The organism is Phycicoccus sp. Root563 (assembly GCF_001427915.1).
GTDB lineage: Bacteria > Actinomycetota > Actinomycetes > Actinomycetales > Dermatophilaceae > Pedococcus.
This window is the reverse complement of the sequence record NZ_LMGM01000001.1, coordinates 475,216-496,606: the sequence shown is the minus strand read 5'-3', so window position 1 is coordinate 496,606 and position 21,391 is coordinate 475,216. Positions and strand designations below refer to the sequence as shown.

Here is a 21,391-nt window from a genome sequence, read left to right as displayed (position 1 = left end):
GTTTCGGCTGTCGCCGGTCAGGAGGTGATCTCCCAGCCGAACATCATGGCGTGGTCCTCGTGGGCGAGGTTGTGGCAGTGGGCGACGTACGGGCCCACGAAGTCGCGGAACCCTCGGTAGACGATCACCGACTCACCGGGGTCGAGGGCGGCGAGGTCCTCGCGGGAGACGTCGTCAGGATGGCCCTTGTCGCCTCCGGCAGTGACGTCCTTGCCGCCGCGCATCACGGTGCGGTGCTCCTCCATGTGGAGGTGGAACGGGTGGACCCAGCCGCCTCCGCCGTTGCGGATCTCCCACAGGTTGAAGCTGTTCTTCCGCTGCTGGGCGAGGGGGGTCTTGCCGGCGTTGTTCTTCAGGCTCGTGGCGACGACGTCCGGGGTGAACGGGCTGCCGTTGATCAACCACTCGATCTCGCCGCCGGCGCTGCCTCGCTGGACCTCGAAGATCAAGCGGTTGTCCAGCATGGTCTTCCAGTTGCTGGGCAGAGGGGGGAGGGGCCGCATGGCCGTGGGGACCTGGCTGTCGTCGGGGGCGCTGTCGCCGATGACGAACTTGAGCACCGGCACCTTGTAGTTCGGGTCGGGGGAGAACCTCGAGGAGTTCGACCACATCCGGCCGTTCGGCATCTTCATGACGTCGGTGAGGTAGATGACGTCGCCCTTGGTGGTGGGCGTCCCGTCCTGGTACCGGGTGAAGTCGATGATGACCTCGCGGCGCTTGGCCGGCCAGAGCTCGAACGAGTCGCGCTTCACGGGGAACGGCAGCAGCCCGCCGTCGGAGGCGATCTGGGTGAACTGCATGCACTGCTGGCCGTCCGGGATGCGGTACTGGCCCTCGAGCTCGTCATCGGTGTAGCCGAGCGAGGCTGCCGTCCGGGGGCCCTGGGTCGAGGCCATCAGCTTGAACTCGTAGATCCGGGCGACCGAGCAGTCGAGGAAGCGGAAGCGGTACTTGCGGCGCTTCACCTCCAGGACCGGGTATGCGGTGCCGTTGACCGTGAAGATGTCGCCGACGAACCCGTGGCTGGGAAAGTGCTTGAAGAACGTCTTGCCCCACCACTCCGGGTGGACCGACGGGTTCTTGGCCGCGGGGAACTCACCGAGGGTGTCGTGCATGTCCTTGTGCATGGTGACACCGTCGTCGAGCCGGCAGTCGTAGAAGGCCAGCGGGATGTCGTAGTCCACGTCGAAGGAGCCGTCAGGGTGGTCGGTGCGGACGCCGGGCAGCCGAAGGCCCTGCCGCTCGTCGCCCATGTCCATCCCGTTCTTCGGGTCGTAGATGGGGTAGAGCCCGACCATGCCCTTGTAGACGTTGGCTCCGGTGTGGTCCATCCGGTGGTCGTGGAACCAGAAGAAGCTCTGCTTCTCCCGGTCGTCGTTGCCCGCCGGCCAGTTGAGGTAGAGGTTGTCGCAGAAGGTCTGCGGAAGGTAGCCGTGGTACTTCGGACCGGCCGTCATCGAGTAGTGCGGGTTGCCGTCGCTCTCGGGGGCCGTGTGGCCGTTGTGCAGGTGGGTCAGGAAGGACCAGTCGGGTGCGCCGAAGTCCTGGCGGTCCAGCCCGAGCGGGTTCTCGTCGAGGTGGTTCTCGAACCGCACGAGGACGGGCCGCCCGTACTCGGCGTTGATCATGGGACCGGGGAAGGCGCCGTTGAAGCCGTAGATGGTGCTGAGGGGGAGGAACCGCTTCGTCCCGGCGGCGACCGGGTGCCCCTGCTGGTCGAAGGAGAGCGTTGGACGCCCGTTCTTGTCGATGGGCAGGACCATGGACGTCGTGAAGGCGTGCTGGCGAACCAGCAGGTCGATCTTGTAGACGAGCGGGTCCGGGCACCCGATGTCGCTCGACCAGATCTGGTGGCGCTCGTTCTGCATCGAGTTCTGTTGGCCTGACCCGGGACCGGGTGGCTTGGACCACGAGCTGAACTCCGACACGGGCACGGGTGCGAGGGCCTTGGGCACCGGCAGGACGTCGGTGAACGGCGACAGGATCAGTGGGCTCGTGGGGAAGGCCTCGATGTAGACGAGGTCGGCCAGGGCTGTGGAGGTGGCGGCGAAGGCGCCGCTCGGCGAGAGCAGCCCCCGCTGGGAGAGGAAGAGGCTCCCCGGTCCCTGGGCGGCCGCGACGGCGAGGCCGAGGCTGCCGGCGGCCCCGAGGCGCAGGACGGTTCGCCGCGTCACCCCGGCGCTGTCATTGTCCTTCGTGGCGGTGCCGACGGGGTCGGCTCCCCCGAGCGGTTCGCCTGGGTCGATGGTCACGTCGTTCATGAGGTCACCGTCCCGCCGGGACCTCGGGATTTCCTCGGGTCAGGGACTAGTCCACACTGCGGTCAGGGTGCCTGCCCCTCACCTCGGGCCGTGCGAGCCGCTGGGTCGACGGCGTCGGCGAACCAGGCCCTGCACCTCCGCGCGGAGGGCCTGCGCCCTCCGCAGCTCGCGTTCGTGGAGGACGCCGAACACGAAGCTCTCGCCCGGCGAGGAGCCTGCGGCCGAGCCGAGCCGCAGCAGCAGCTCGGCACCCACGGTGCAGTCCCGGTGCTCTCCCAGCGCCTCCTGCAGCCGCTCGTGGCGCCGTGCCGACTTCGCGGCCGCCGGTCCCACGACCGGCAAGAGCACCTCTGCGGCATACCGGGCCCGCTTCGCCGCCTTGCGGGCACGGTGCAGCTCGTCGAGGTCGTCTGAGGCGGCCGCCCGGCGCAGCGTCCGGTCGACCGTCCGGTCGGCCCTGTCCACCATCGTGGCGACGGCGGAGGAGGACCGGAGGACGCCGCCGCTCCAGGCCGGACGGGCACCCCAGCTCGTGACGGCAACGAGGAGGGCGCGGTGCCTCACCCCGGCGTGCGCCTCCCGGACCCGGGTCCAGTGCTCGAGCCTGTCCCGCTCCAGCGCGGCATCGATCCGAGCCCTGACACGGTCCCGCGGCAGTGCCGGGTCGACCCCGGACACCAGCGTGTCGAGTCGGCCCTGGAGCACTTGCAGGTCGCGCACGGCGCCGAGAAGCCCTGACCACCAACGCAGCTCGCCATCGAGGGCATCGGCCGCCTCCCTGTCGAACAGCGGTGAGTACACCCGCAACGTGCTGCGGATCCGACGACCGGCGACCCGCGTGTCGTGGACCGCGGAGTCGTCGCCGGCACCGAGGCGCTGGTCGCCGACCACGAGGGCGGCGCACTGCTGCGCGAGGTAGGCCGCGACGAGGCGGCGAGCGCCCTCCTGGTCCAGCACCGGTAGAGCCGCCCCGGCCCAGCGGTCGCCTGACGCTCGGTGCCCCATGCGAGGACCCTACCCACGCACGGGAAGGGCCCCCGGGTCGCCTGGCGACTCGGGGGCCCTGCGTCCGTACGGGTCACTTCACCTCGGTGCGACGGACGACGAGGAGTCCGACAGCCATCGGCAGGAGGAACCACAGCGCCCCGGACACCCCGAGCTGCTGCCACTGCTGGCTGTTCAGGCTGCCGTCGAACAGCGGCCGCTGCGCGTAGCTGTAGTCCACCCAGGGCTGCAGGTCGGCGAACCACTTCTGGTTGGCGGCCAGCAGGCCCAGCAGGGGAGGCAGCACCAGGGTGTAGACGAAGTAGGTGACGATCGCCCCGGCGGAGTTGCGGATGACCAGCCCCAGCATGAAGCCGAACAGCATGCCGAGGACGCTGCCGAGGACGATCAGGGCGAAGTGGGCCACCGAGACGTTCCAGACGGGGTCGACCCCGGCGACGGCGCTGCCGACGAGCGTGCCGACCGCGCCCACGGCCAGGGCGACGAACATCGACACGACCCCCACACCGGTGGCGGCGAGGAACTTCGCGCCCAGCACCCGGCCGCGGTGGGGGACGAGGGTGAAGGTGGTCAGGCCGCTGCGCTGGGTCCACTCACTCGTCACGGCGAGGATGCCGATCATGGGCAGGATGACGGTCATCGGTGCGCCGATCGCCGCGGCGAAGTTGTCGAACGTCAGCTGGTCGTCGGGCGCGAACACGATGATCGCGGCGGTGGCCAGGAGGTTCGTGATGACCAGGCTCGCCATCAGCCAGAACCCGGCGCGGGTGTCGAACATCTTGCGCAGCTCGACCCCGACGAGACGGGTCAGGGGGATGCGCGTCTGCGTTCTCCGGGGACGGGGCGCGACGGTGCCGCTCGTGGACCGGGGCGGGCCCGCGGTCGGGGTCGACGGGGTCAGGGTCGTGGTGGTCATGCTGCTGCTCCTTCGCGCTGGGTGTCTGCGGTGAGCTCGAGGAACATCTCCTCGAGCCCTGCCCCCTCGGCGGCACGGAGCTCGGTGAGCACCACACGCGCGGCGAGGGCCGCCTCACCGACCTGGTCGGGCGAGGCGTCGGTGCGCACGCTGCCGTCGGCGTGCACGGTGGCGGCGAGTCCGGCCTGCTCCATCGCGCGGGCGAGGGCCGCGGCATCACGGGTGCGGGCGAGGGTGCCCGCAGCAGCGAGGAGGTCGGCCTTGGTTCCCTGGGCCACGATCCGCCCGTGCCCGATGACGACGAGGTCGTCGGCGATGACCTCGATCTCGTGCAGGAGGTGGGAGGAGAGCAGGACGGTCCCGCCCTGGTCTGCGAACCCGCGCAGGAGGTCACGCATCCAGCGGATCCCGGCAGGGTCGAGCCCGTTGGCCGGCTCGTCCAGGATGAGGATGCGCGGGTCGCCGAGGAGCGCGGTGCCGATCCCGAGCCGTTGACGCATGCCCAACGAGTAGTCGCGGACCCGGCGGTCGGCCTCCGCGGAGGTCAGGCTGACCAGGTCGAGCATCTCCTGGACCCGCGTGCGGGGCAGCCCCATCGTCCGCTGGGCCAGGGTGAGGATCTCGCGCCCGGTCCGGCCGGCGTGCTGCGCCGACGCGTCGAGCAGGACGCCGACCTCGGCACCGGGGTTCGGCAGGTCGGCGAACCGGTGCCCGTCCATGGTGACGGTCCCGGAGGTGGGAGGGGTGAGGCCGACCATGATGCGCATGGTGGTCGACTTGCCGGCGCCGTTCGGGCCGAGGAAGCCGGTCACCCGCCCGGTGGCCGCGGTGAACGAGACGTCGTCGACGGCGGTCATCGCGCGTCCGTAGGTCTTGGTGAGTGATTCGACGGTGATCATGACGAGCATCGTGTCGCCGCACGGGTGCCCGCCACATCGGGGAGGAACCCCTGCCCGTCCCTGACCGCACCCTGAGGCGGCCTCAGGGTTCCTCGATGAGTACCCTTGCGGGTACGTAACCGACCGGGTACTCTCGCTGCATGGATGCAGTGCTGCAGGCGTTGGCGGACCCGAGCAGGCGCACGGTGATGGGGATCCTTCGGGACCACCCGGCCACCGCGGGCGAGCTCGCCGACGCCCTGCCCATCGCGAGGCCCGGGGTGTCACGGCACCTGCGGGTGATGCGGGAGGCCGGGCTGGTCGAGGTCCGCCAGGACGCGCAGCGCCGGATCTACAGCCTGAGGCCCGAGGCGCTCGTCGAGGTCGACGAGTGGCTGGAGGACTACCGCGCCCTGTGGCAGAACCGCCTCGGTGCGCTGCACACGGAGATCGCTCGAGGAAAGAAGGCACGCAGATGACCGTCAACGGGACGATGAGGGCCTTGGACCAGACCAGGGGAGCAGTACGCGTGGAGGACGTCTACGACACCGACATCCACGACCTGTGGGACGCGTGCACCGTCCCCGAGCGGCTGGCGCGCTGGATCGCCGAGGTGTCCGGCGACCTGCGGGAGGGCGGCACCGCGCAGGCGGTGTTCACGAGCTCGTGGGCGGGGGCGGTGCGGATCGAGGTCTGCGACGCACCGCACCACCTCCTGATCAGCTCCGAGCCGGGGTCGGACGAGGCGTCCACGATCGAGGCCTGGTTCACCGTCGAGGGTTCCGGCACCCGTCTCGTGGTGGAGGAGCGCGGGCTGCCGGTGGGTGCGCTGGCCTTCTACGGCGCCGGCTGGCAGGCCCACCTCGAGGACCTCGGACGGTCCCTGCGGGGCGACGGGCCCGTCCACGCCACGGGGTGGTCCGCCGAGCAGCCCGCCCCGGCCTGGCACGCACGGTGGACCGAGCTCACTCCCCGTTACCAGGACGCCGGGGCCGCGACGTCCCCCTGAGCGGCCGCAGGTGGCTCAGACCGTGGTGCGCATGACCCAGCGCCACTTGGCGATCTGCCGGTCACGGACGAAGCCGAACTGCTCGAAGAGCTCCTCCGGGCCGGTGTGCAGGAAGGCGCCTCGCTGCGGAGGACGCTCGGCGGTCTGCTCGGGGTAGGCCTCGACCACACCGCCCCCGGCCGCCCGGATGGCCTCGAGGGCGCCGTCGACGGCAGCCCGGGCGACCCCCGCGCCACGATGCTTCGCACCGGTGAAGATGCACCCGATGCGCCAGTCGGGCAGGACGTCCGCACCGCGCTCGTACCTCGCGCGGTTCTGGATGTTGGGGAGCTCGACCGGCGAGCCGTACTGGCACCAGCCCACGCAGGTCGCGCCGTCGTAGACGAGCACCTGGTGCACCGTGCCGCGTTCGACGTGCCCCAGCTTCGCCTGCCGGTTTCCCTCGCGCGTGTGGCCCGCGCCGACGCCCTCGGGATGGAACCCCATGCACCAGCACCCGCCCCATACGCCGTTGTTGGCCTCGACGAGCGCGCTGAAGTCCGGCCACGTCTCGATGGTCAGGGGTGCGGTGCGGTAGGCGGTCCGGCGCTCCTCGCTCACGAGGGAGATGGTGCCACGGGCCACCGACACGGGTCGTGCCCCGAGGACGGCGCCGCAGCTGCGGCGCCGCCCTCGGGGCGATGGGTCGGGTGGCCCGGGATGCGTGACCGGTCAGGCGTCGCTGCGGGCGGGCAGGGCGGCCACGGCCCTGCGGTCGAAGCCCTTGAAGGTCATCCAGCAGCCGAGGGCGAGCTCCCACGCCGCGATCGGGAGGGCCAGGACCGAGGCGACGGGGGAGACCTGGTCGAAGGCACCGAACAGCGTGGCGAGGACCGAGCCCAGGAGCAGCGGTGCACCGACCAGCCCCACGGTGGTGATCAGGCGGGGCACGAGCCGTGCGCGGTGCAGGACGGTGGCGAGGAGGATGGCGTTGAGGGCCGGCATGAGCCCGGGCCCGAGCAGGAAGGTCCAGTTCCGCACGGCCACGAGCGCCTGCCCGGTGGCCGTCAGGGCCGTCGTGTCACCGGCGAGGCCGGCCGCGTCCTGGCGCAGGGTGACCACGGCCAGGAGGCTCACCACCCCGATCATCACGACGGCGCCCTCCATCAGCCGGGAGGTGACGAAACCCAGTGCCATGGACTCGTTGCGCCGCTTCAGCACCGGGAACAGGGCGACCGCGGACCCGACGGCGGTCAGGGCGTTCACGACGTCGAGGACGCAGCCCCAGATGACGCGGGTGTCCTGTCCGCCGCCGGTGATGTAGTCGGCGTCGTGGAGCACGGGCCCGAGCAGGATGAGCGCGGGGATGGAGGACGCGAACGTGAGCAGGTAGAAGATGCCTGCCAGTCGGGTGTGGTTGCGCGTGGCGTCGATGGGCGCCCCTCCGGTCAGGACGGGCGGTGCTGCGGCGGTGGTGGTCATGTCAGGCTCCTGTGGGTGAGGGGTCCTGCCGTGGTGTGCCGGGTGGGTCCCGTGGTCGGGCTGCGTGACCGAGGCCAGGGGCAGCCCGAGGTCGCGGAGCTGCTGGAGTAGGCCGTGCAGGGCGGCCTGGTCGGCGACGGGACCGCTGAGCTGGCTGAAGCCGTCACGGGTGGTCAGGGCCATGCCCTCGAACCGGGTCGCCCACCGCGGCTCGAGACGGCCGCGGAGGCGGATCTCGTACCACCCGGACTCGTCCGGGCGGCTGGTCGGTGCGGTGTCCATGCCCGAAACCTAGGAGCGCCGGTGGCGGCCTGGCCTCACCACATCTGGTGAACCGTGTGGTGGTCCTGCCTGGTGGTCGCAGGGGGTGGTCCCGGGCGGCGCGCCCCGGTGGGGCCGTCAGCGTCGGTCGGGGAGCAGGCCGAGCTCTCGGCCGCGCGTCACGGCGGTGAGCCGGCTGTTGACGCCGAGCTTGGCGTAGATGCTCTTGGTGTGGGTGCGGACGGTGTTGAGCGACACCACGAGCTCGCGCGCGATGGCAGGCCCGTCGAGGTCGCTCGCCAGCAGCCGGAGCACGTCGAGCTCTCGCCCGCTCAGGGGGTCGACCAGCCCTTGCTGCACTGCCGGGGCGGGAGGTGTTGGCACAGAACGGAATCCGTCGAGGACTCGACGGGGATGGCCCCACGTCGGGTTCGCGCGGACCAACGCCTCCATCAGGCTGCGCATCGGCGACCCCTCGTCGACGAAGACGCGGACGTGGCCCTCCACCTCCGCCAGGCGCACGGCCTGTTCGAGGACGCGTATGGCGCCGGGCTCGTCCCGACGGCCGTGCCGGGCCCGGTGGGCGAGGGACTGGAGGACCAGGGTCTCGATCACCGTCCCGGTCCGCCCGCCGCCCTGGGCCGCCTCGTGGAGCCGGCCGAGGAGGTCCTCGGCCGCTGCGAGGACGCGGGTCGAACCTTCGAGTGCGTTCTGGCGCAACAGGATCCGTGCGAGAGTGAGGTGTTCGTACTCCCGCACGTAGTGGAGCTCGTCGTCCGCGCCGAGGTGCTGCTCGCGCACCCAGTCGAGGGCGTCGGCGAGACGGTCCACGGCGAGGAGCGCCCTGGCCCGTTGCGCCGGGACGGGCCGGACGTTCGGTGAGAAGTCCCCGACGTAGACGCGGTCCGCCTCCTCGAGCAGGCGGATCGCCCCCGCCGGGTCTGCCGTCGCCCGGAGCAGGCCGGCCCGGGCGACGCGCAGGCGGTAGGGATGCTGGGGCAGCCCGTTGGGCTCGCCGAGCTCGTCTGCGCGACGGAGGTGCTCCGCGGCGGCCGACAGCTCACCGCGCTCGAGGGCGACCATGGCCAGCCCCACCATCATGTCCGCGCTGCCTCGCAGGGCGCCGCCCTCCGAGTGCTGTTCCGCCAGGCGCAGGGCCCCCTCGTAGGTGTCCACCGCATCACCGAGACGTCCCTGGGTGATGCGCAGGTCGGCCAGGGTGATCGAGCAGCCCAGCACGTCGGAGTGGTTGCCGGCCCGGCGCAGGCCCGCGACCGCGGCGGAGTAGCCGCGGTGGGCGGTGTCGAGGTCCCCCGTGGCCCAGGAGGCCAGACCGGACAGGGCTGACCCGGCAGCCACGGTGAGGTCGTCACCGGGCGCTGCCCGCGCCACCGCGAGGTCGGCGTGGGCGGTGGCGCCGGCCAGGTCGCCGCGGACCAGGGCGAGCGCCGCCCGGTAGGTCTCCATCGCCCCCGGCAGGCGTGGGAGCTCCGAGGCGACCAGCACGCGCGTGTCCGGTGGGGGGTCGTCGAGGACCGACTGGAGGTCGCCCAGGCGCTCCTCGACATCGGCGAATTCGCCGCTGGACATGAGGGCCCCGATGAGCCCGAGCGCCAGGACCGGGCGCCGGTGGGCGACCACCGCGGGGATGTCGGCGATCCAGCGTCGGACGGTGCTCTCCCGGCGGTCGCGCAGCATGCCGATCACGCACCCCTCGACGACGTCGGCCGCGAGCTCGACATCGTGGCCGGCCACGGCGTGACGCACCGCCGCCTCGGGCTCGCCGTGGGCGGCATACCAGCGGGCTGCGCGCCGGTGGAGCTCGACGGCGCGCCCCGGCGCCTCGTCGTCGAGGTGGGAGCGCAGCACCTCGGCGAAGAGGTGGTGGTAGCGGTACCACTGCCGGGTGTCGTCGAGGGGGACGACGAAGAGGTTCAACCGCTCGAGCTGCTGCAGCACGGAACGGCCGTCGTCGCCCCCGGTGACGGCATCGCAGAGCGGACCGCTGAGGCGGTCGAGGACCGAGGTGTCGAGCAGGAACCGGCGCACCTCCTCGGGTTGGCGGGCCACCACCTCCTCCACGAGGTAGTCGACGACGTACCGGTCGTCGCCGGCGAAACCCGCGATGAAGGCGGTGGGATCAGGACGGTCCTGCAGCGACAGGGCCGCCAGCTGCAGGGCCGCGATCCACCCCTCGGTCCGGCCCTCGAGGGCCGCGATGTCGCTGGCCCGCAGACCCAGGCCCACGACGCCGTTGAGGTAGGCGGTGACCTCGTCGCCGGTGAAGCGCAGGTCTGCGGCCCGGACCTCGAGCAGCTCGCCGCGGGCCCGCAACCGGGCCAGCGGGAGGTCGGGGTCGGCACGCGTGCCGATCACCAGCCGCACCTGCGGGGGCAGGTGCTGGAGCAGGAACTCGACATCGGCCGCGACCTGCGGGCCGTCGACCAGGTGGTAGTCGTCGAGGACGAGGTCGATCCCGTCGGGGTGGGCCGCGAGCTCGTTGAGCAGCAGGGTGATCGCGGCACGGACCGGGGTACGTCCGTCGTCGAGCAGGGTCGCCGCCCCCGCACCGACCCCCGGGGCGGCCTGCTCGAGGGCTGCGACGACGTGGGCCCAGAACGTGTCGGGGTGGCGTTCGGAGGACTCCAACGACACCCACGCGACGGCGCGCCCGGCGGCCGCTGCCGTGGCCGCCCAGGTCGCGAGGAGCGTGGACTTGCCGAAGCCGGGTGGCGCCGACACCAGCACCAGCCGCGGGCCTACGGAGCCGTGGAGACCCACGGAGCGTCGGTCGGGGTGGCCGGCGGAGGGGGCCGACAGCCGGGAGGACAGCCGTGGCCGGGGGACCAGGTCGTCGCGCGCGGGAGGGACGTGCAGCTTGGTGCGGACGAGGGGGGTCGGCAACGGGTCACCTCACTCTTCTCGCGGCGACGATCCCGACCCTAGGGCACGGGTGGCGCGCGATCAGGCGGGCTGCCAGAGCTCCACCCGGTTGCCCTCGGGATCGGTGACCCAGCCGAACCGGCCGACCCCGTCCATGTCCTGCGTCTCGGGGGAGACCGCGGCGCCGCGGGCCCGCAGCTGCGCCAGCATGGCGTCCAGGTCACTCACCCGGAAGTTGAGCATCACCTGCTGGCTGGGGGAGCCGAAGTAGTCCGTGTCGGAAGGGAATGCCGCGACGACGGTGGGCCCGGCCTGCGGCTGCCACGAACCGTGCTCGTCGAGGTCGAGGCCGAGGCACTCGCGGTACCAGGCCACCAGGGCTTCCGGGTCGGTCGCCCGCACGAACCATCCGCCGATGCCGAGGACACGTTCCATGGGGTCATCCTGCCAGCCCGGCCGCTACAGTCGCTGGCGTGCACCGAGCTGCGCGCGCCTTCTGGACGGTGGGCCCCTCGACGGGGGAGATCCGGCCCGTCGGGCTGGCGTCGGTGGGGCCCGACGACGTGCTCGTCCGGGCCACCCACTCGGGGGTGAGCCGGGGGACCGAACGCCTCGTCTTCGAGGGTCGGGTGCCGCCCGGGGAGTATGCCGCGATGCGGGCACCGTTCCAGGAGGGCGACTTCCCGTGGCCGGTGAAGTACGGGTACCTCAGTGTCGGCGTCGTCGAGGAGGGGCCACGAGAACTGTTGGGGCGCAGCGTGTTCGCGCTCCACCCGCACCAGACCGCGTACGTCGTCCCGGTGGCTTCGGTGTCGGTGGTGCCCGATGACGTCCCACCCGAGCGGGCCGTGCTGACGGGCACGGTCGAGACGGCTGTGAACGCCCTGTGGGACGCGGCACCGCGCATCGGCGACCGGGTCGCGGTGGTGGGCGCGGGCATGGTGGGGTGCTGCGTCGCGCGGCTGCTCGCAGGGGTCCCGGGGAGCCGCGTCACGCTCGTCGACGTCGACCCCACCCGGGAGGCGGTGGCGTCGGCCCTGGGGGTCGGCTTCGCCCCCGCCGAACGGGCCCGCGACCTCGCCGGCGGTTGCGACCTCACCGTGCACACCAGCGCGACGTCGGCCGGGCTCCAGCTGGCCGTCGACCTGCTGGGCGCCGAGGGTCAGGTGCTGGAGCTCAGCTGGTACGGCGACCAGGAGGTCACCGTGTCGCTGGGCGGTTCGTTCCACTCGGGGCGGCTGTCGATCCGTGCCAGCCAGGTCGGCGCAGTGGCCGCGGCCCGACGCCCGAGGCGTTCGCCCGCCGACCGGCGCGCCCTCGCGCTGGAGCTGCTGCGGGACCCGGCCCTCGACGTGCTGCTCACGGGCCGTTCGGACTTCGACGCGCTGCCCGAGGTCATGGGCCGGCTGGCCGACGGCAGCCTCCCCGCGATCTGCCACACGATCACCTACGACGCGGAGGCGCCATGTTCACCGTGACCGTCCGGGACCACATGATGGTCGCGCACAGCCTGCGGGGTGAGGTCTTCGGGCCGGCCCAACGCCTGCACGGAGCCACCTACGTGGTCGACGCGAGCTTTCGCAGCGCGTCCCTCGACGAGGACTCCGTCGTGGTCGACATCGGGCGGGCAACCGAGCAGCTGCACGAGGTGCTCGGGGAGCTCGGCTACCGGAACCTCGACGAGGTGCCGGCCCTGGCGGGGCTCAACACCACGACCGAGGCACTGGCCCGGGTGGTCGCGGACGCCCTCGCCGTCCGCATCCGTGCCGGCGGGCTCGGGGAGGGGGCACGTCGGCTGGCGGGGATCACCGTGACGTTGCGGGAGTCCCACCTCGCCTGGGCCAGCTACGAGCTCGACCTGTGAGGACCGTCCACGTCGTGCTGCCCGACATCGTCGACGACCCGCTGCACCCCAGCGGGGGCAACACCTATGACACCAAGGTCTGTGCGGCCCTAGCCGAGCTCGGCTGGGGCGTTCACCGGCACCTGCTGCCCGGAGCCTGGCCGGACGCGGACCCGGCGGCCCGTGGCGGGCTGGCGGCAGTCCTTGCCGAGCTGCCGGACGGCGCGACGGTGCTGCTCGACGGCCTCGTCGCCTCGGGCACGGCGGAGCTCCTCGTGCCCGCGTCGTCGAGGCTGAGGGTCGTGGTGCTCGTGCACCTTCCGCTCGGTGCGGCTGACACCGTGAGCGGCGCGGTGCCCGTCCGGACCCGACGCGATGCCGAGGGGGCGGTCCTTCGCCGTGCCGCCGCCGTGGTCGCGACCAGCGACTGGAGCCGGGAGTGGTTGCTCGAGCACTACGCGATCTCCCCACAGCGTGTGCAGGTCGCCGAACCGGGGTCGGACCCCGCGCCCGTCGCCACCGGGGCCCCCGGGGGGCGCGAGCTGCTGTCCGTCGCGGCGGTGGTGCCGGCCAAGGGGCACGAAGAGCTGGTGACGGCCCTGACGGGTGTCCGTGATCTTCCCTGGCGCATGACCTGCGCAGGCGCCGTCGACCTCGACCCGGGGCACGTGCGGCGGTTGGCCCGCCGGTGCGAGGAGGAGGGGATCGGCGACCGTGTCCGCTTCGTGGGCCCGCAGTCGGCCGGTCGGCTCCAGCACACGTATGCCGCGTCCGACCTGCTCGTCCACCCCTCCCGGCTGGAGACGTACGGGCTGGTGGTGACCGAGGCGCTGGCGAGGGCGCTGCCGGTGGTTGCGACCGCCGTGGGCGGGGTCGCGCAGGCACTGGGGACGGCTCCCGACGGCGAGGTGCCCGGACGCCTCGTGCCCGCAGGCGACGCCTGTGCCCTCACCGGTGCGCTCCGGGACTGGCTCGGCGACCCGGACCTGCGGGACCGGTGGCGCCGGGCGGCCCTCGGCCGCCGAGGCACGCTGCCGTCGTGGACGGCGACGGCCCGGACGGTCTCCGCCGTCCTGGAGCCCGCCGCCCTGTCGGCGTGAACCTCCGGGGCGGCTCCTCCGTGTACCCACTGAGCGCCCTCCGAGGGAAGGTGGTGTCCGCCAGTGGACAGGGATCATCGTCGTCCCGCCACGGCCCGAGCCGGACGCCTGAGTCGGTGGGGTTGGGTGCGCGCTGCCGTGGCGGTGGCCGTCCTCGCGACCGTGGGCTGGCGGGTCGGGACGGACGCGTTCCTTGCCGGGCTGTCCCGGGTGGACGCACGGTCCCTCGCCGTGGGCTGCGGCGTCGCCCTCGTCACCACCGTCTGCTGCGCGTGGCGGTGGACCCTCGTGGCCCGGAGCCTCGGGGTGCCGGTGCCGCTCACTGCGGCGGTGGCCGCCTACTACCGGTCGCAGTTCCTCAACGTCGCGACGCCCGGCGGCGTGGTCGGGGACGTCGATCGCGCCCTGCGCCGTGGGAGCGCCGTGGGGGACACGGGCCGGGTCGTGCGGTCGGTCGTCTGGGACCGGGTGGCCGGCCAGGTCGTCCTCGTCGCGGTGGCGATCGCGGGGTTGACCGTCCTGCCCTCGCCGGTGAGGGATCAGGTGCGCCTGGCCGCGATCGCCGTGCTGGCAACGGGTTTCGTCGTCACCCTGGTCACCCTGGCTGCACGTCGTGGGGGATCTTCGAGACCCACCGGCGACAGGAGCCGCCGGTGGTCGGCGATCCCGGGGTCGGGTGACCTCCGTGCGGTGCTCCTCACCCGGCACACCTCGTCGCGCGTGCTGCTCGCATCGGTGGTGGCCCTGGCGGGGCACGTGCTGACGTTCCTGGTCGCGGCACGGACGGCGGGGGCGAGCGCGGCCACCGCGGCGGTCCTCCCGCTCGCGCTCGTGGTCCTGCTGGCCATGGGACTGCCGAACGTGGCGGGCTGGGGACCCCGCGAGGGCGTCGCGGCGTGGAGCTTCGGCGCAGCGGGGATGGGCGCACAGCAGGGTGTCACGACGGCCGTCGTCTACGGCGTGATCGTCTTCGTCGGGGCCCTCCCGGGTGCGGTCGTCCTGCTGGTGTCGGCGGCTGGACGGGTACGGGGAGGGCGCCGTGGCTGACCGCCCGTACACGTTGCTGAGCTGCTGCATGTCGCTGGACGGGTACCTCGGCAGCGCCTCGCGCGGGCGGCTGCAGCTGTCGAACCTCGCGGACTTCGACCGGGTGGACGGTGAGCGCGCCGACTCCGACGCCATCCTCGTCGGTGCAGGGACGATCCGCTGCGACGACCCGCGGCTGCTCGTGCGGTCGCAGCAGCGACAGGCCGAGCGGGTGGCCCGCGGGTGGTCGCCCTCCCCGGTCAAGGTGACCGTGACCAGACACGGGTGCCTCGACCCCGCTGCGGAGTTCTTCGCCAGCGGTGACGGCGAGAAGCTGGTGTTCTGTGCGGGGCCGGCCCTCGCCACGACGCGGGAACGACTCGCAGGCGTGGCCACGGTGATCGACGCGGGCGAGCCGGTGGAGCTCCGGTGGGTGGCCGAGCAGCTGCACGCGCGAGGGGTGCGCCGACTCATGGTGGAGGGCGGGGGCACCGTCCACACGCAGATGCTCACGCAGGGTCTCGGCGACGAGCTGCAGCTCGTGGTGGCGCCCTTCTTCGTGGGGGAGTCGGCCGCGCCGCGCTTCGTCGGCGACGGGGCGTTCCCGTGGAGCGTCGCCCGCCGGGCAACCCTGGCCGAGGTGCGTCAGATCGACGACGTGGCCCTGCTGAGGTACGCGTTGTCCCCCCGGTACGGCGAGGGGTGAGGGTCGGGATGCTGGTGCCGCTGCCGTCGCCCCCACCCCCTGCGTCGATCCGGACCCAGGTCGAGGTCCCGTTGGCGCTCCCGGACGGCTCCACGACGACGGCGAGGGTGGTCACCTTCAACGGACTCGTCGACGGGCTCGAGCACCTCGCGTTCGGGCTCGGGAGGTACGCGGAACGCCATACGGCAGTGGGGAGCTCGCCCGCCACCCCGGTCCGGCTGCACAGTGAGTGCCTGACCGGGGACGTCTTCGGCAGCCAGCGCTGCGACTGCGGTGCCCAGCTGCGTGAGTCCATCGTGCAGCTGGCGACCGAGGGGGGCTTCCTGCTCTACCTCCGGCAGGAGGGACGCGGCATCGGCCTCTACGCCAAGCTGGACACCTACGTGCTGCAGGACGTGGGGCTCGACACCTACGAGGCCAACGTCGCGCTCGGGTACGCCGTGGACCAGCGCAACTACACGGTGGCTGCGCAGATGCTCCTGGCCCTCGGGCAGCCGCGGGTCGCGATGCTGACGAACAACCCGGACAAGGTCGCCCAGCTGCGGCGCCTCGGCATCGACGTCGTCACCCAGGTCCCCACGGGGCTGCACGTGAGCGACGCCAACGTGCGCTACCTCGCCGCGAAGGCGCGCCACGGTGACCACACCCTGGACCTCGCGCAGCTCACCGGGGCAGGGCGAGCACGTCCTCGTGCTGCACCGTGACCGCGAGTCGGCCCGCAGAGGCCTCGGCGAGGCGACGCTCCGCGTAGGTGCCCGCCCGTGCGACCAGGGACGGGTCCTGCTCCAGTGCAGCACCGAGCCAGCCGGTGAACCACTCGCGCACGAGCTCGCGGTCCTGCGCTTCGAGCAGCCACGGACTGGGCCGCCGCAGCACGTCGAACCCCAGGCGACCGAACGCGTCGACCGCGGCGCGGGCGCCGTCGGGACCGAGCAGCCGGTGGCCGCCCACCGTCCGGCGCTGGTGGGCGTTGAACGCCGCCTCCACCTGCCGGTCGAAGGGATCAGCGGGCTCGAGGGAGACCCTCCCGACGACGCTCAGGGTGACCAGGACCGGGCAGCGCGCTGCCGCGCACGAGCGGACGAAGCGGTCGAGCTCGGCACCGGTCAGCATGTCCAGCAGCGCCGAGGCCGTGACCAGGTCGCTCCCCGAGAGCCCGTCGGGGCCGAGTCGGGTGATGTCCCTCTGGTGGCTCTCGAGGGTCACGGCAGCTCCGCCGGCCGCCCGCTCCGGCACCCTCGTCGCGGCCACGGCGAGCAGGTCGGCGTCGCGGTCGAGCAGCACCCAGTGCTGCGGTCCGGGGAGCAGCGGGGCAAGCCACCGGGACATCGACCCCGTCCCGCACCCGAGGTCATGGACGACGAGCCGGCGCCCCGGTGCCCTCCGCTCGCGCCGACGACCTGCAGCCGCAAGGTCGGCGTCGGTGTCGGTGCCAGCCAGCGCGTCGACCAGTGCGTCGACCAGCTCGCTCGATCTCGCCGCGGCATCGGCAGGCTCGCGCAGCGCCAGCCAGGTGGGGGTCGCCCGACCGTGTCCGTCCTCCACCGCACCTCCTCGCGTCGCGGTCGGCGGACCCACCGCCGGTGGATTCCTGCTCGTGGATCCGGCCGGTGAACCGACCACCGATGACGACCGTAGTAATGCTGTACGCCCAGAACGGTTCCACGTCCAGATGGGGAGGCGCTGTGCTGACGGTGCGTCGCCTCACCGGGGCCGGGGTCGTCGGCGTGGCCGTGCTGCTGGCCGTGGTCGGGAACAGCGTCGGCCTGACCGCCACGGGGTGGGCCGTCGGCCTGCTGTGCGGCGTCACCGTCAACCTCGTCGTCGCCCAGGGCCTGCGGGCTGCCGGCGTCGACCCGGGTCCGGCCGACGCCGTGACCCTCGGTCGCGCGGTCATCACCTGTGCCGTGGCCGCCCTGACGGCGGATGCCCTGCTGCACGGGCGCACCACCGCGCTGCTGGTGCCGATCACCGTGGTGGCCCTGCTGCTCGACGCCCTCGACGGCTGGGTCGCCAGGCGCACCGGGACCACGTCGGCCTTCGGCGGCCGCTTCGACGGTGAGGTCGACGCGTTCCTCATCCTCGTGCTGAGCGTCTACGTGGCACCGGACCTCGGTCCGTGGGTCCTGCTCGCCGGCCTGGTGCGGTACCTGTTCGCGGTGGCCGGCTGGGGACTGCCCTGGCTCCGCGCGCAGCTGCCGTTCCGCTACTGGCGCAAGGTGGTGACGGCGTCCGTGGGGATCGTGCTGACCGTCGCGGCTGCCGATGCCGGTCCGCACTGGTTCGTGGTCACCGCCGTCATTGGCGGGCTGGTGCTGCTGGCCGAGTCGTTCGGCCGTGACGTCTGGTGGCTGTGGCGGCACCGCGTCACCGCCCCCGTGGGTGCCGTGCGGATGCGGGGCCTGTCGTGGCGTCGCGTCGGGGGCGTCGTCGTCGACACCGTCGCCGTCGCGCTGGTCTGGGTCGTCCTCGTGGCCCCGGTCGAGCCGGGCCGGCTGGCGCCGGTGGCGTTCCTGCGGCTCCCTGTCGAGGGCCTCGCCCTGGCGGCCCTCGTCGTGGTCCTCTCGGGGAGGTCCTCGAGGGTGGTGGCCCGGGTCGCTGGACTCGCGCTGGGCCTGCTGGGGGTGCTGGAGGTGGTTGAGCTGGCGTTCGTCGAGGTGCTGGACCGACCGGTCGACCTCGTGACGGACGCCGGTCACCTCGGGGCCGCGGTCGACTTCGTCCGTGCGTCGTACGGTCCGTGGGCGGCCACCGGCGCGCAGGCGGGCGCGGTGGTGCTCCTGCTCGCCCTCGTCGCGGGCGTCACCGCCTCGGTGGGTCGTCTCGCGCGGCAGCTTCGGCGCCGACGCAGGCGGTCCGCTCTCGCCGTCGTCGCCCTGACCGTCGCCTGGGCGCTCACGGCGGTGTCCGGGGCGCAGGTCGGGAAGGACGAGCCGGTCGCGGCCAGGGCAGCCCTCGGTTTCGCGGTGGGGCAGGCGCGCGGCATCTCGACCTCGCTGCGCGAGCAGCGCGCCTTCGACGCGGCGGTGCGGCACGACGCATACGCGGACCAGCGGACCGGTGACCTCGCGGGCCTGGCCGGCAAGGACGTCCTCGTCGCCTTCGTCGAGAGCTACGGCCGGGTGGCCGTGGAGGGTGACGCGTCGGCGGGCGTCCGCACGATGCTCGACGCGGCCTCGGCCCGGCTCGGGGCCTCCGGGTATGCCGCGCGGAGTGCCTACCTCACGTCCCCCACCTTCGGGGGAGTCAGCTGGCTGGCCCACTCCACCTTCCTGTCGGGGGTGTGGGTCGACAACCAGACCAGCTACGACACGCTCCTCGCGGGGAACCACACCACCCTGCCCAGCGTGTTCGCGCGCTCGGGGTGGCGGACCGTGGGGTTGCTCCCCTCGAACCGGGGGACCTGGCCGCAGGGGCAGCGGTACTACGGGTTCGACACCATCTACGACAGCTCGGACCTCGGGTACGCCGGGCCCGCGTTCGGGTTCTCCTCGATGCCCGACCAGTACGCCCTCGACGCGTTCGGGCGGCGCGAGCTCGGCCCGGGCCGGACGTCCCCGGTCATGGCCGAGATCGACCTCGCGTCGAGCCACGGGCCGTGGGCGCCGCTGCCACGCATGGTGGGGTGGGACGACCTGGGGGACGGCACGGTCTTCGATGCCGTGCACGCCGGGGCCGAGTCCGCGTCCCACCTCTGGAGCCACCGCGAGCGGGTCCCGGCGGCCTACATGGACTCGATCGAGTACTCCTTCACGGCCCTGCTCGGCTTCGTCGAGCGGTACGGCAGCGACTCCCTCGTGCTCGTCCTCCTCGGCGACCACCAGCCCGCCACGATCGTCAGCGGGTTCGGGGGCAACCACGACGTGCCCGTCACCGTCCTGGCTCGCGATCCCTCCGTCCTGGCCCGCATCTCCTCGTGGGGTTGGCAGGACGGCCTGCGCCCCGGTCCCCGGGCGCCGGTATGGCGCATGGACGCCTTCAGGGACCGGTTCCTGGGCGCGTTCGGCGACCGGTCGCCGGAGGTGGTCACGGCCGGGCAGACCGCTCCCGCGGCCGGCGTCGCGAGCGCCCCACCCACCCGGGCCATCAGGTGAGGACCATCGGCCGGGAGGTGGTCGAGGCCGGGCTGCTCGCCGCCCGCCTCCAGGCCTACGAGCCCGGCGAGTACGTCGGGCAGGAGAGCTTCATGCGGGCGACCGAGATCCGGGACCTCGCCACCAGGGCCGCCATCGGGGCGGGGACCTCGGTCCTGGACCTGTGCTGCGGTGTCGCGGGTCCCGGCCGGCTCATCGCCGAGGCGCTCGGCTGCACCTACCTCGGGGTCGACCGTTCCCCGGATGCGATCGCCGTGGCACGCAGGCGGGCCGGCCCCCGGTGCCGGTTCACCGTCGCCGACGTCCCCCCGGTGCCCGAGGGCGGGTTCGACGTGGTCCTGCTCCTGGAGACGATGCTCGCGTTCGCCGACAAGGCGCCCCTGCTGGGCGCGGTCGCCGGCGCCCTCGTCCCCGGTGGCCGGTTCGCCTGCACCGTCGAGACCGGGGCGCCCCTCACGGCGGCGGAACGGTCCCTCATGCCGGCGTCCGACACGGTCTGGCCGGTGCCGGACGCCGAGCTGAGGTCCTCCCTGGAGGACGCCGGCCTGAGGGTGACGTGGGAGACCGACAGTACCCGTGCCCACCACACTGCCGCCCGAGCCCTGACCCGCGCGTTCTCGGAGCACGCGGGGGACATCCGAGCGCATCTCGGCGACGCCTTCCTCGACGACCTGCTGACGGCCCACCGGCTCTGGACCCACTGGCTCGAGCAGGGGCGCATCCGCAAGCTCACCCTCGTCGCGACCCGAGGGGGTGGGTGAACGCGGGGTCCGCGACCGTCGTCCTACCTCCTGCCACCCGGGAGCGGGGCCGGGACGGCCAGACCACCATGCAGGACCGCACCCGTCGCGGTGCGCGACCAGAGAGGCACCACCGATGACCGCACTGAGGAAGACGTCCCTTCTGGCTGCCGTGTTCGCGGCGGCCGCCACGCTGGCCCTCGCCGCTCCACCGGCGACGGCCGACCATGACGACCACGCCGACCACCGCCACCACGTGGACCGGGCGATCGTCCTACCCGGCGCCACGGGCACCGAGGGGGTCGCCAGCGGTGGCGGCTCGACCTTCTACGCCGGGGACCTGCTCACGGGCGACGTCTTCCGCGGAGACGTCGGCAAGGGCACCGCGGCCAAGTTCATCGATGCACCGGCCGGCCGTTTCGCCACCGGCATGAAGGTGGACCGCGACGACCACCTGCTGTTCGTCGCCGGAGGCCCGACGGGCCAGGGCTACGTCTACAGCACCTCCACGGGGATGCCGGTGGCGTCGTACACCTTCGCTGCAGCCCCTACCTTCATCAACGACGTCGCACTCACGGAGAAGGGTGCGTGGTTCACCGACTCCGCGCGGGCGGTGCTGTACTTCGTCCCCGTCAGGCACGGCACGCCCGGCGCCTTCCGGACCCTCTCCCTGAGTGGGCCCGCCGCAGAGCTCGCCGGCGCGTTCAACAACAACGGCATCCAGGCCACGCAGGACGGTTCGCGGCTGCTCGTCGCCCACAGCGCCCAAGGTGCCGTCAACGTCGTCGACCCCCGCACCGGGGCGAGCCGGGCCGTCGCGGGGTTGAGCGTCCCGAACGTCGACGGCATCCTCCTCGACGGGCGGACCCTGTGGTCGGTGCGCAATAACGACAACCTGGTCGTCGAGGCCCGGCTGGCCAAGGACCTGTCGTCGGCCACGGTGCGCAAGGTCATCACGAGTCCTCTCTTCGAGACACCCACCACGGTGGCCCGTGTCGGCGGCCGGCTCGTCCTGGCGAACGCCAAGTTCGACACCGGTTTCCCGCCCACGGCGACGCAGTTCGAGGTCGTCGTCGTGAAGCGGTAGACCTCGTCCGGTCAGCGCCTGAGCGTGACCGGTCCGCACCCCGGGGCACGGCCGCGACCCAGGTGGCCGCACCCGGGGTTGCGGCGCGTCGCCGTGCGTGCTTCAGTCGGAGGACCAGCTC

Annotated in this window: 20 protein-coding genes; 11 read left to right on the top strand and 9 right to left on the bottom strand. The window is 72.9% G+C overall.

What is annotated here, in order from left to right; all coding sequences use genetic code 11:
• Positions 1 to 17: 17 nt before the first annotated feature.
• From ASD62_RS02360 to ASD62_RS02345, 4 genes are all read right to left on the bottom strand, one after another.
• Entirely contained in the window at positions 18 to 2,261 is a 2,244-nt protein-coding gene (locus ASD62_RS02360) for a multicopper oxidase family protein (protein ID WP_056914596.1), read from the bottom strand.
• 78 nt (positions 2,262 to 2,339) lie between these two features.
• Entirely contained in the window at positions 2,340 to 3,266 is a 927-nt protein-coding gene (locus ASD62_RS02355; RefSeq protein WP_082580524.1) for a CHAD domain-containing protein, read from the bottom strand.
• A 73-nt stretch (positions 3,267 to 3,339) separates the two neighbouring features.
• Entirely contained in the window at positions 3,340 to 4,182 is an 843-nt protein-coding gene (locus ASD62_RS02350; RefSeq protein ID WP_056914594.1) for an ABC transporter permease, read from the bottom strand.
• A complete protein-coding gene (locus ASD62_RS02345) occupies positions 4,179 to 5,081 on the bottom strand; it encodes an ABC transporter ATP-binding protein (RefSeq protein ID WP_200956834.1) in 903 nt (300 codons plus the stop codon). The genes ASD62_RS02350 and ASD62_RS02345 overlap by 4 nt, the downstream gene beginning before the upstream one ends.
• A gap of 140 nt (positions 5,082 to 5,221) precedes the next feature.
• Here ASD62_RS02345 and ASD62_RS02340 point away from each other — a divergent pair, with 140 nt between their 5' ends.
• Both ASD62_RS02340 and ASD62_RS02335 read left to right on the top strand, forming a co-directional pair.
• Positions 5,222 to 5,539, top strand: a complete 318-nt coding sequence (locus ASD62_RS02340; RefSeq protein WP_056914592.1) for a helix-turn-helix transcriptional regulator — start codon at positions 5,222 to 5,224, stop codon at positions 5,537 to 5,539.
• Positions 5,536 to 6,069 (top strand): SRPBCC domain-containing protein, encoded by a 534-nt coding sequence (locus tag ASD62_RS02335; RefSeq protein WP_056914591.1) that lies wholly within the window; start codon positions 5,536 to 5,538, stop codon positions 6,067 to 6,069. The genes ASD62_RS02340 and ASD62_RS02335 overlap by 4 nt, the downstream gene beginning before the upstream one ends.
• A 15-nt stretch (positions 6,070 to 6,084) precedes the next feature.
• On the opposite strand, the gene ASD62_RS02330 is transcribed toward ASD62_RS02335, so the two are convergent.
• From ASD62_RS02330 to ASD62_RS02315, 4 genes are all read right to left on the bottom strand, one after another.
• On the bottom strand, positions 6,085 to 6,669 hold the full coding sequence (locus ASD62_RS02330; protein WP_056917100.1) for a hypothetical protein: 585 nt from the start codon (positions 6,667 to 6,669) through the stop codon (positions 6,085 to 6,087).
• Positions 6,670 to 6,780: 111 nt separating this feature from the next.
• A complete protein-coding gene (locus tag ASD62_RS02325) occupies positions 6,781 to 7,812 on the bottom strand; it encodes a DUF4386 domain-containing protein (protein ID WP_235530602.1) in 1,032 nt (343 codons plus the stop codon).
• 117 nt (positions 7,813 to 7,929) lie between these two features.
• A complete protein-coding gene (locus ASD62_RS02320; RefSeq protein ID WP_056914590.1) occupies positions 7,930 to 10,695 on the bottom strand; it encodes a LuxR C-terminal-related transcriptional regulator in 2,766 nt (921 codons plus the stop codon).
• Between the two features lie 60 nt (positions 10,696 to 10,755).
• A complete protein-coding gene (locus ASD62_RS02315) occupies positions 10,756 to 11,109 on the bottom strand; it encodes a VOC family protein (RefSeq protein WP_056914589.1) in 354 nt (117 codons plus the stop codon).
• A 38-nt stretch (positions 11,110 to 11,147) separates the two neighbouring features.
• On the opposite strand from ASD62_RS02315, the gene ASD62_RS02310 reads away from it, so the two are divergent.
• The 6 genes from ASD62_RS02310 to ribA all read left to right on the top strand — a co-directional run bounded on the left by ASD62_RS02310 (position 11,148) and on the right by ribA (position 16,053).
• Positions 11,148 to 12,152 (top strand): zinc-binding alcohol dehydrogenase, encoded by a 1,005-nt coding sequence (locus ASD62_RS02310; protein ID WP_056914588.1) that lies wholly within the window; start codon positions 11,148 to 11,150, stop codon positions 12,150 to 12,152.
• Positions 12,140 to 12,538, top strand: coding sequence for a 6-carboxytetrahydropterin synthase (locus ASD62_RS02305; protein ID WP_056914587.1), 399 nt, complete (start codon positions 12,140 to 12,142; stop codon positions 12,536 to 12,538). Before ASD62_RS02310 ends, ASD62_RS02305 begins: the two co-directional genes overlap by 13 nt.
• Positions 12,535 to 13,617, top strand: coding sequence for a glycosyltransferase family 4 protein (locus tag ASD62_RS02300; RefSeq protein WP_056914586.1), 1,083 nt, complete (start codon positions 12,535 to 12,537; stop codon positions 13,615 to 13,617). Before ASD62_RS02305 ends, ASD62_RS02300 begins: the two co-directional genes overlap by 4 nt.
• 126 nt (positions 13,618 to 13,743) lie before the next feature.
• Complete coding sequence (locus ASD62_RS02295) at positions 13,744 to 14,664, top strand: lysylphosphatidylglycerol synthase transmembrane domain-containing protein (protein ID WP_235530601.1); 921 nt, start codon at positions 13,744 to 13,746, stop codon at positions 14,662 to 14,664.
• Positions 14,657 to 15,349 carry a dihydrofolate reductase family protein gene (locus ASD62_RS02290; RefSeq protein WP_082580522.1) on the top strand — a complete coding sequence of 231 codons (693 nt, stop codon included), beginning with the start codon at positions 14,657 to 14,659 and terminating at the stop codon, positions 15,347 to 15,349. Before ASD62_RS02295 ends, ASD62_RS02290 begins: the two co-directional genes overlap by 8 nt.
• Positions 15,350 to 15,357: 8 nt before the next feature.
• Positions 15,358 to 16,053, top strand: a complete 696-nt coding sequence (gene ribA, locus ASD62_RS02285) for a GTP cyclohydrolase II (protein ID WP_056914585.1) — start codon at positions 15,358 to 15,360, stop codon at positions 16,051 to 16,053.
• On the opposite strand, the gene ASD62_RS02280 is transcribed toward ribA, so the two are convergent.
• Positions 16,013 to 16,894, bottom strand: a complete 882-nt coding sequence (locus ASD62_RS02280; RefSeq protein ID WP_056914584.1) for a class I SAM-dependent methyltransferase — start codon at positions 16,892 to 16,894, stop codon at positions 16,013 to 16,015. The two genes, ribA and ASD62_RS02280, sit on opposite strands and share 41 nt — an antisense overlap.
• A gap of 65 nt (positions 16,895 to 16,959) precedes the next feature.
• Between ASD62_RS02280 and ASD62_RS02275 the strand changes: the two genes are divergently transcribed.
• The 3 genes from ASD62_RS02275 to ASD62_RS02265 all read left to right on the top strand — a co-directional run bounded on the left by ASD62_RS02275 (position 16,960) and on the right by ASD62_RS02265 (position 21,270).
• A complete protein-coding gene (locus tag ASD62_RS02275) occupies positions 16,960 to 19,443 on the top strand; it encodes a CDP-alcohol phosphatidyltransferase family protein (protein WP_200956833.1) in 2,484 nt (827 codons plus the stop codon).
• The gene (locus tag ASD62_RS02270) at positions 19,440 to 20,204 is read left to right on the top strand and encodes a class I SAM-dependent methyltransferase (RefSeq protein ID WP_200956832.1); all 765 of its coding nucleotides are present in this window, start codon (positions 19,440 to 19,442) and stop codon (positions 20,202 to 20,204) included. Before ASD62_RS02275 ends, ASD62_RS02270 begins: the two co-directional genes overlap by 4 nt.
• Positions 20,205 to 20,319: 115 nt before the next feature.
• Complete coding sequence (locus ASD62_RS02265; protein ID WP_056914582.1) at positions 20,320 to 21,270, top strand: hypothetical protein; 951 nt, start codon at positions 20,320 to 20,322, stop codon at positions 21,268 to 21,270.
• Positions 21,271 to 21,391 lie beyond the last annotated feature (121 nt).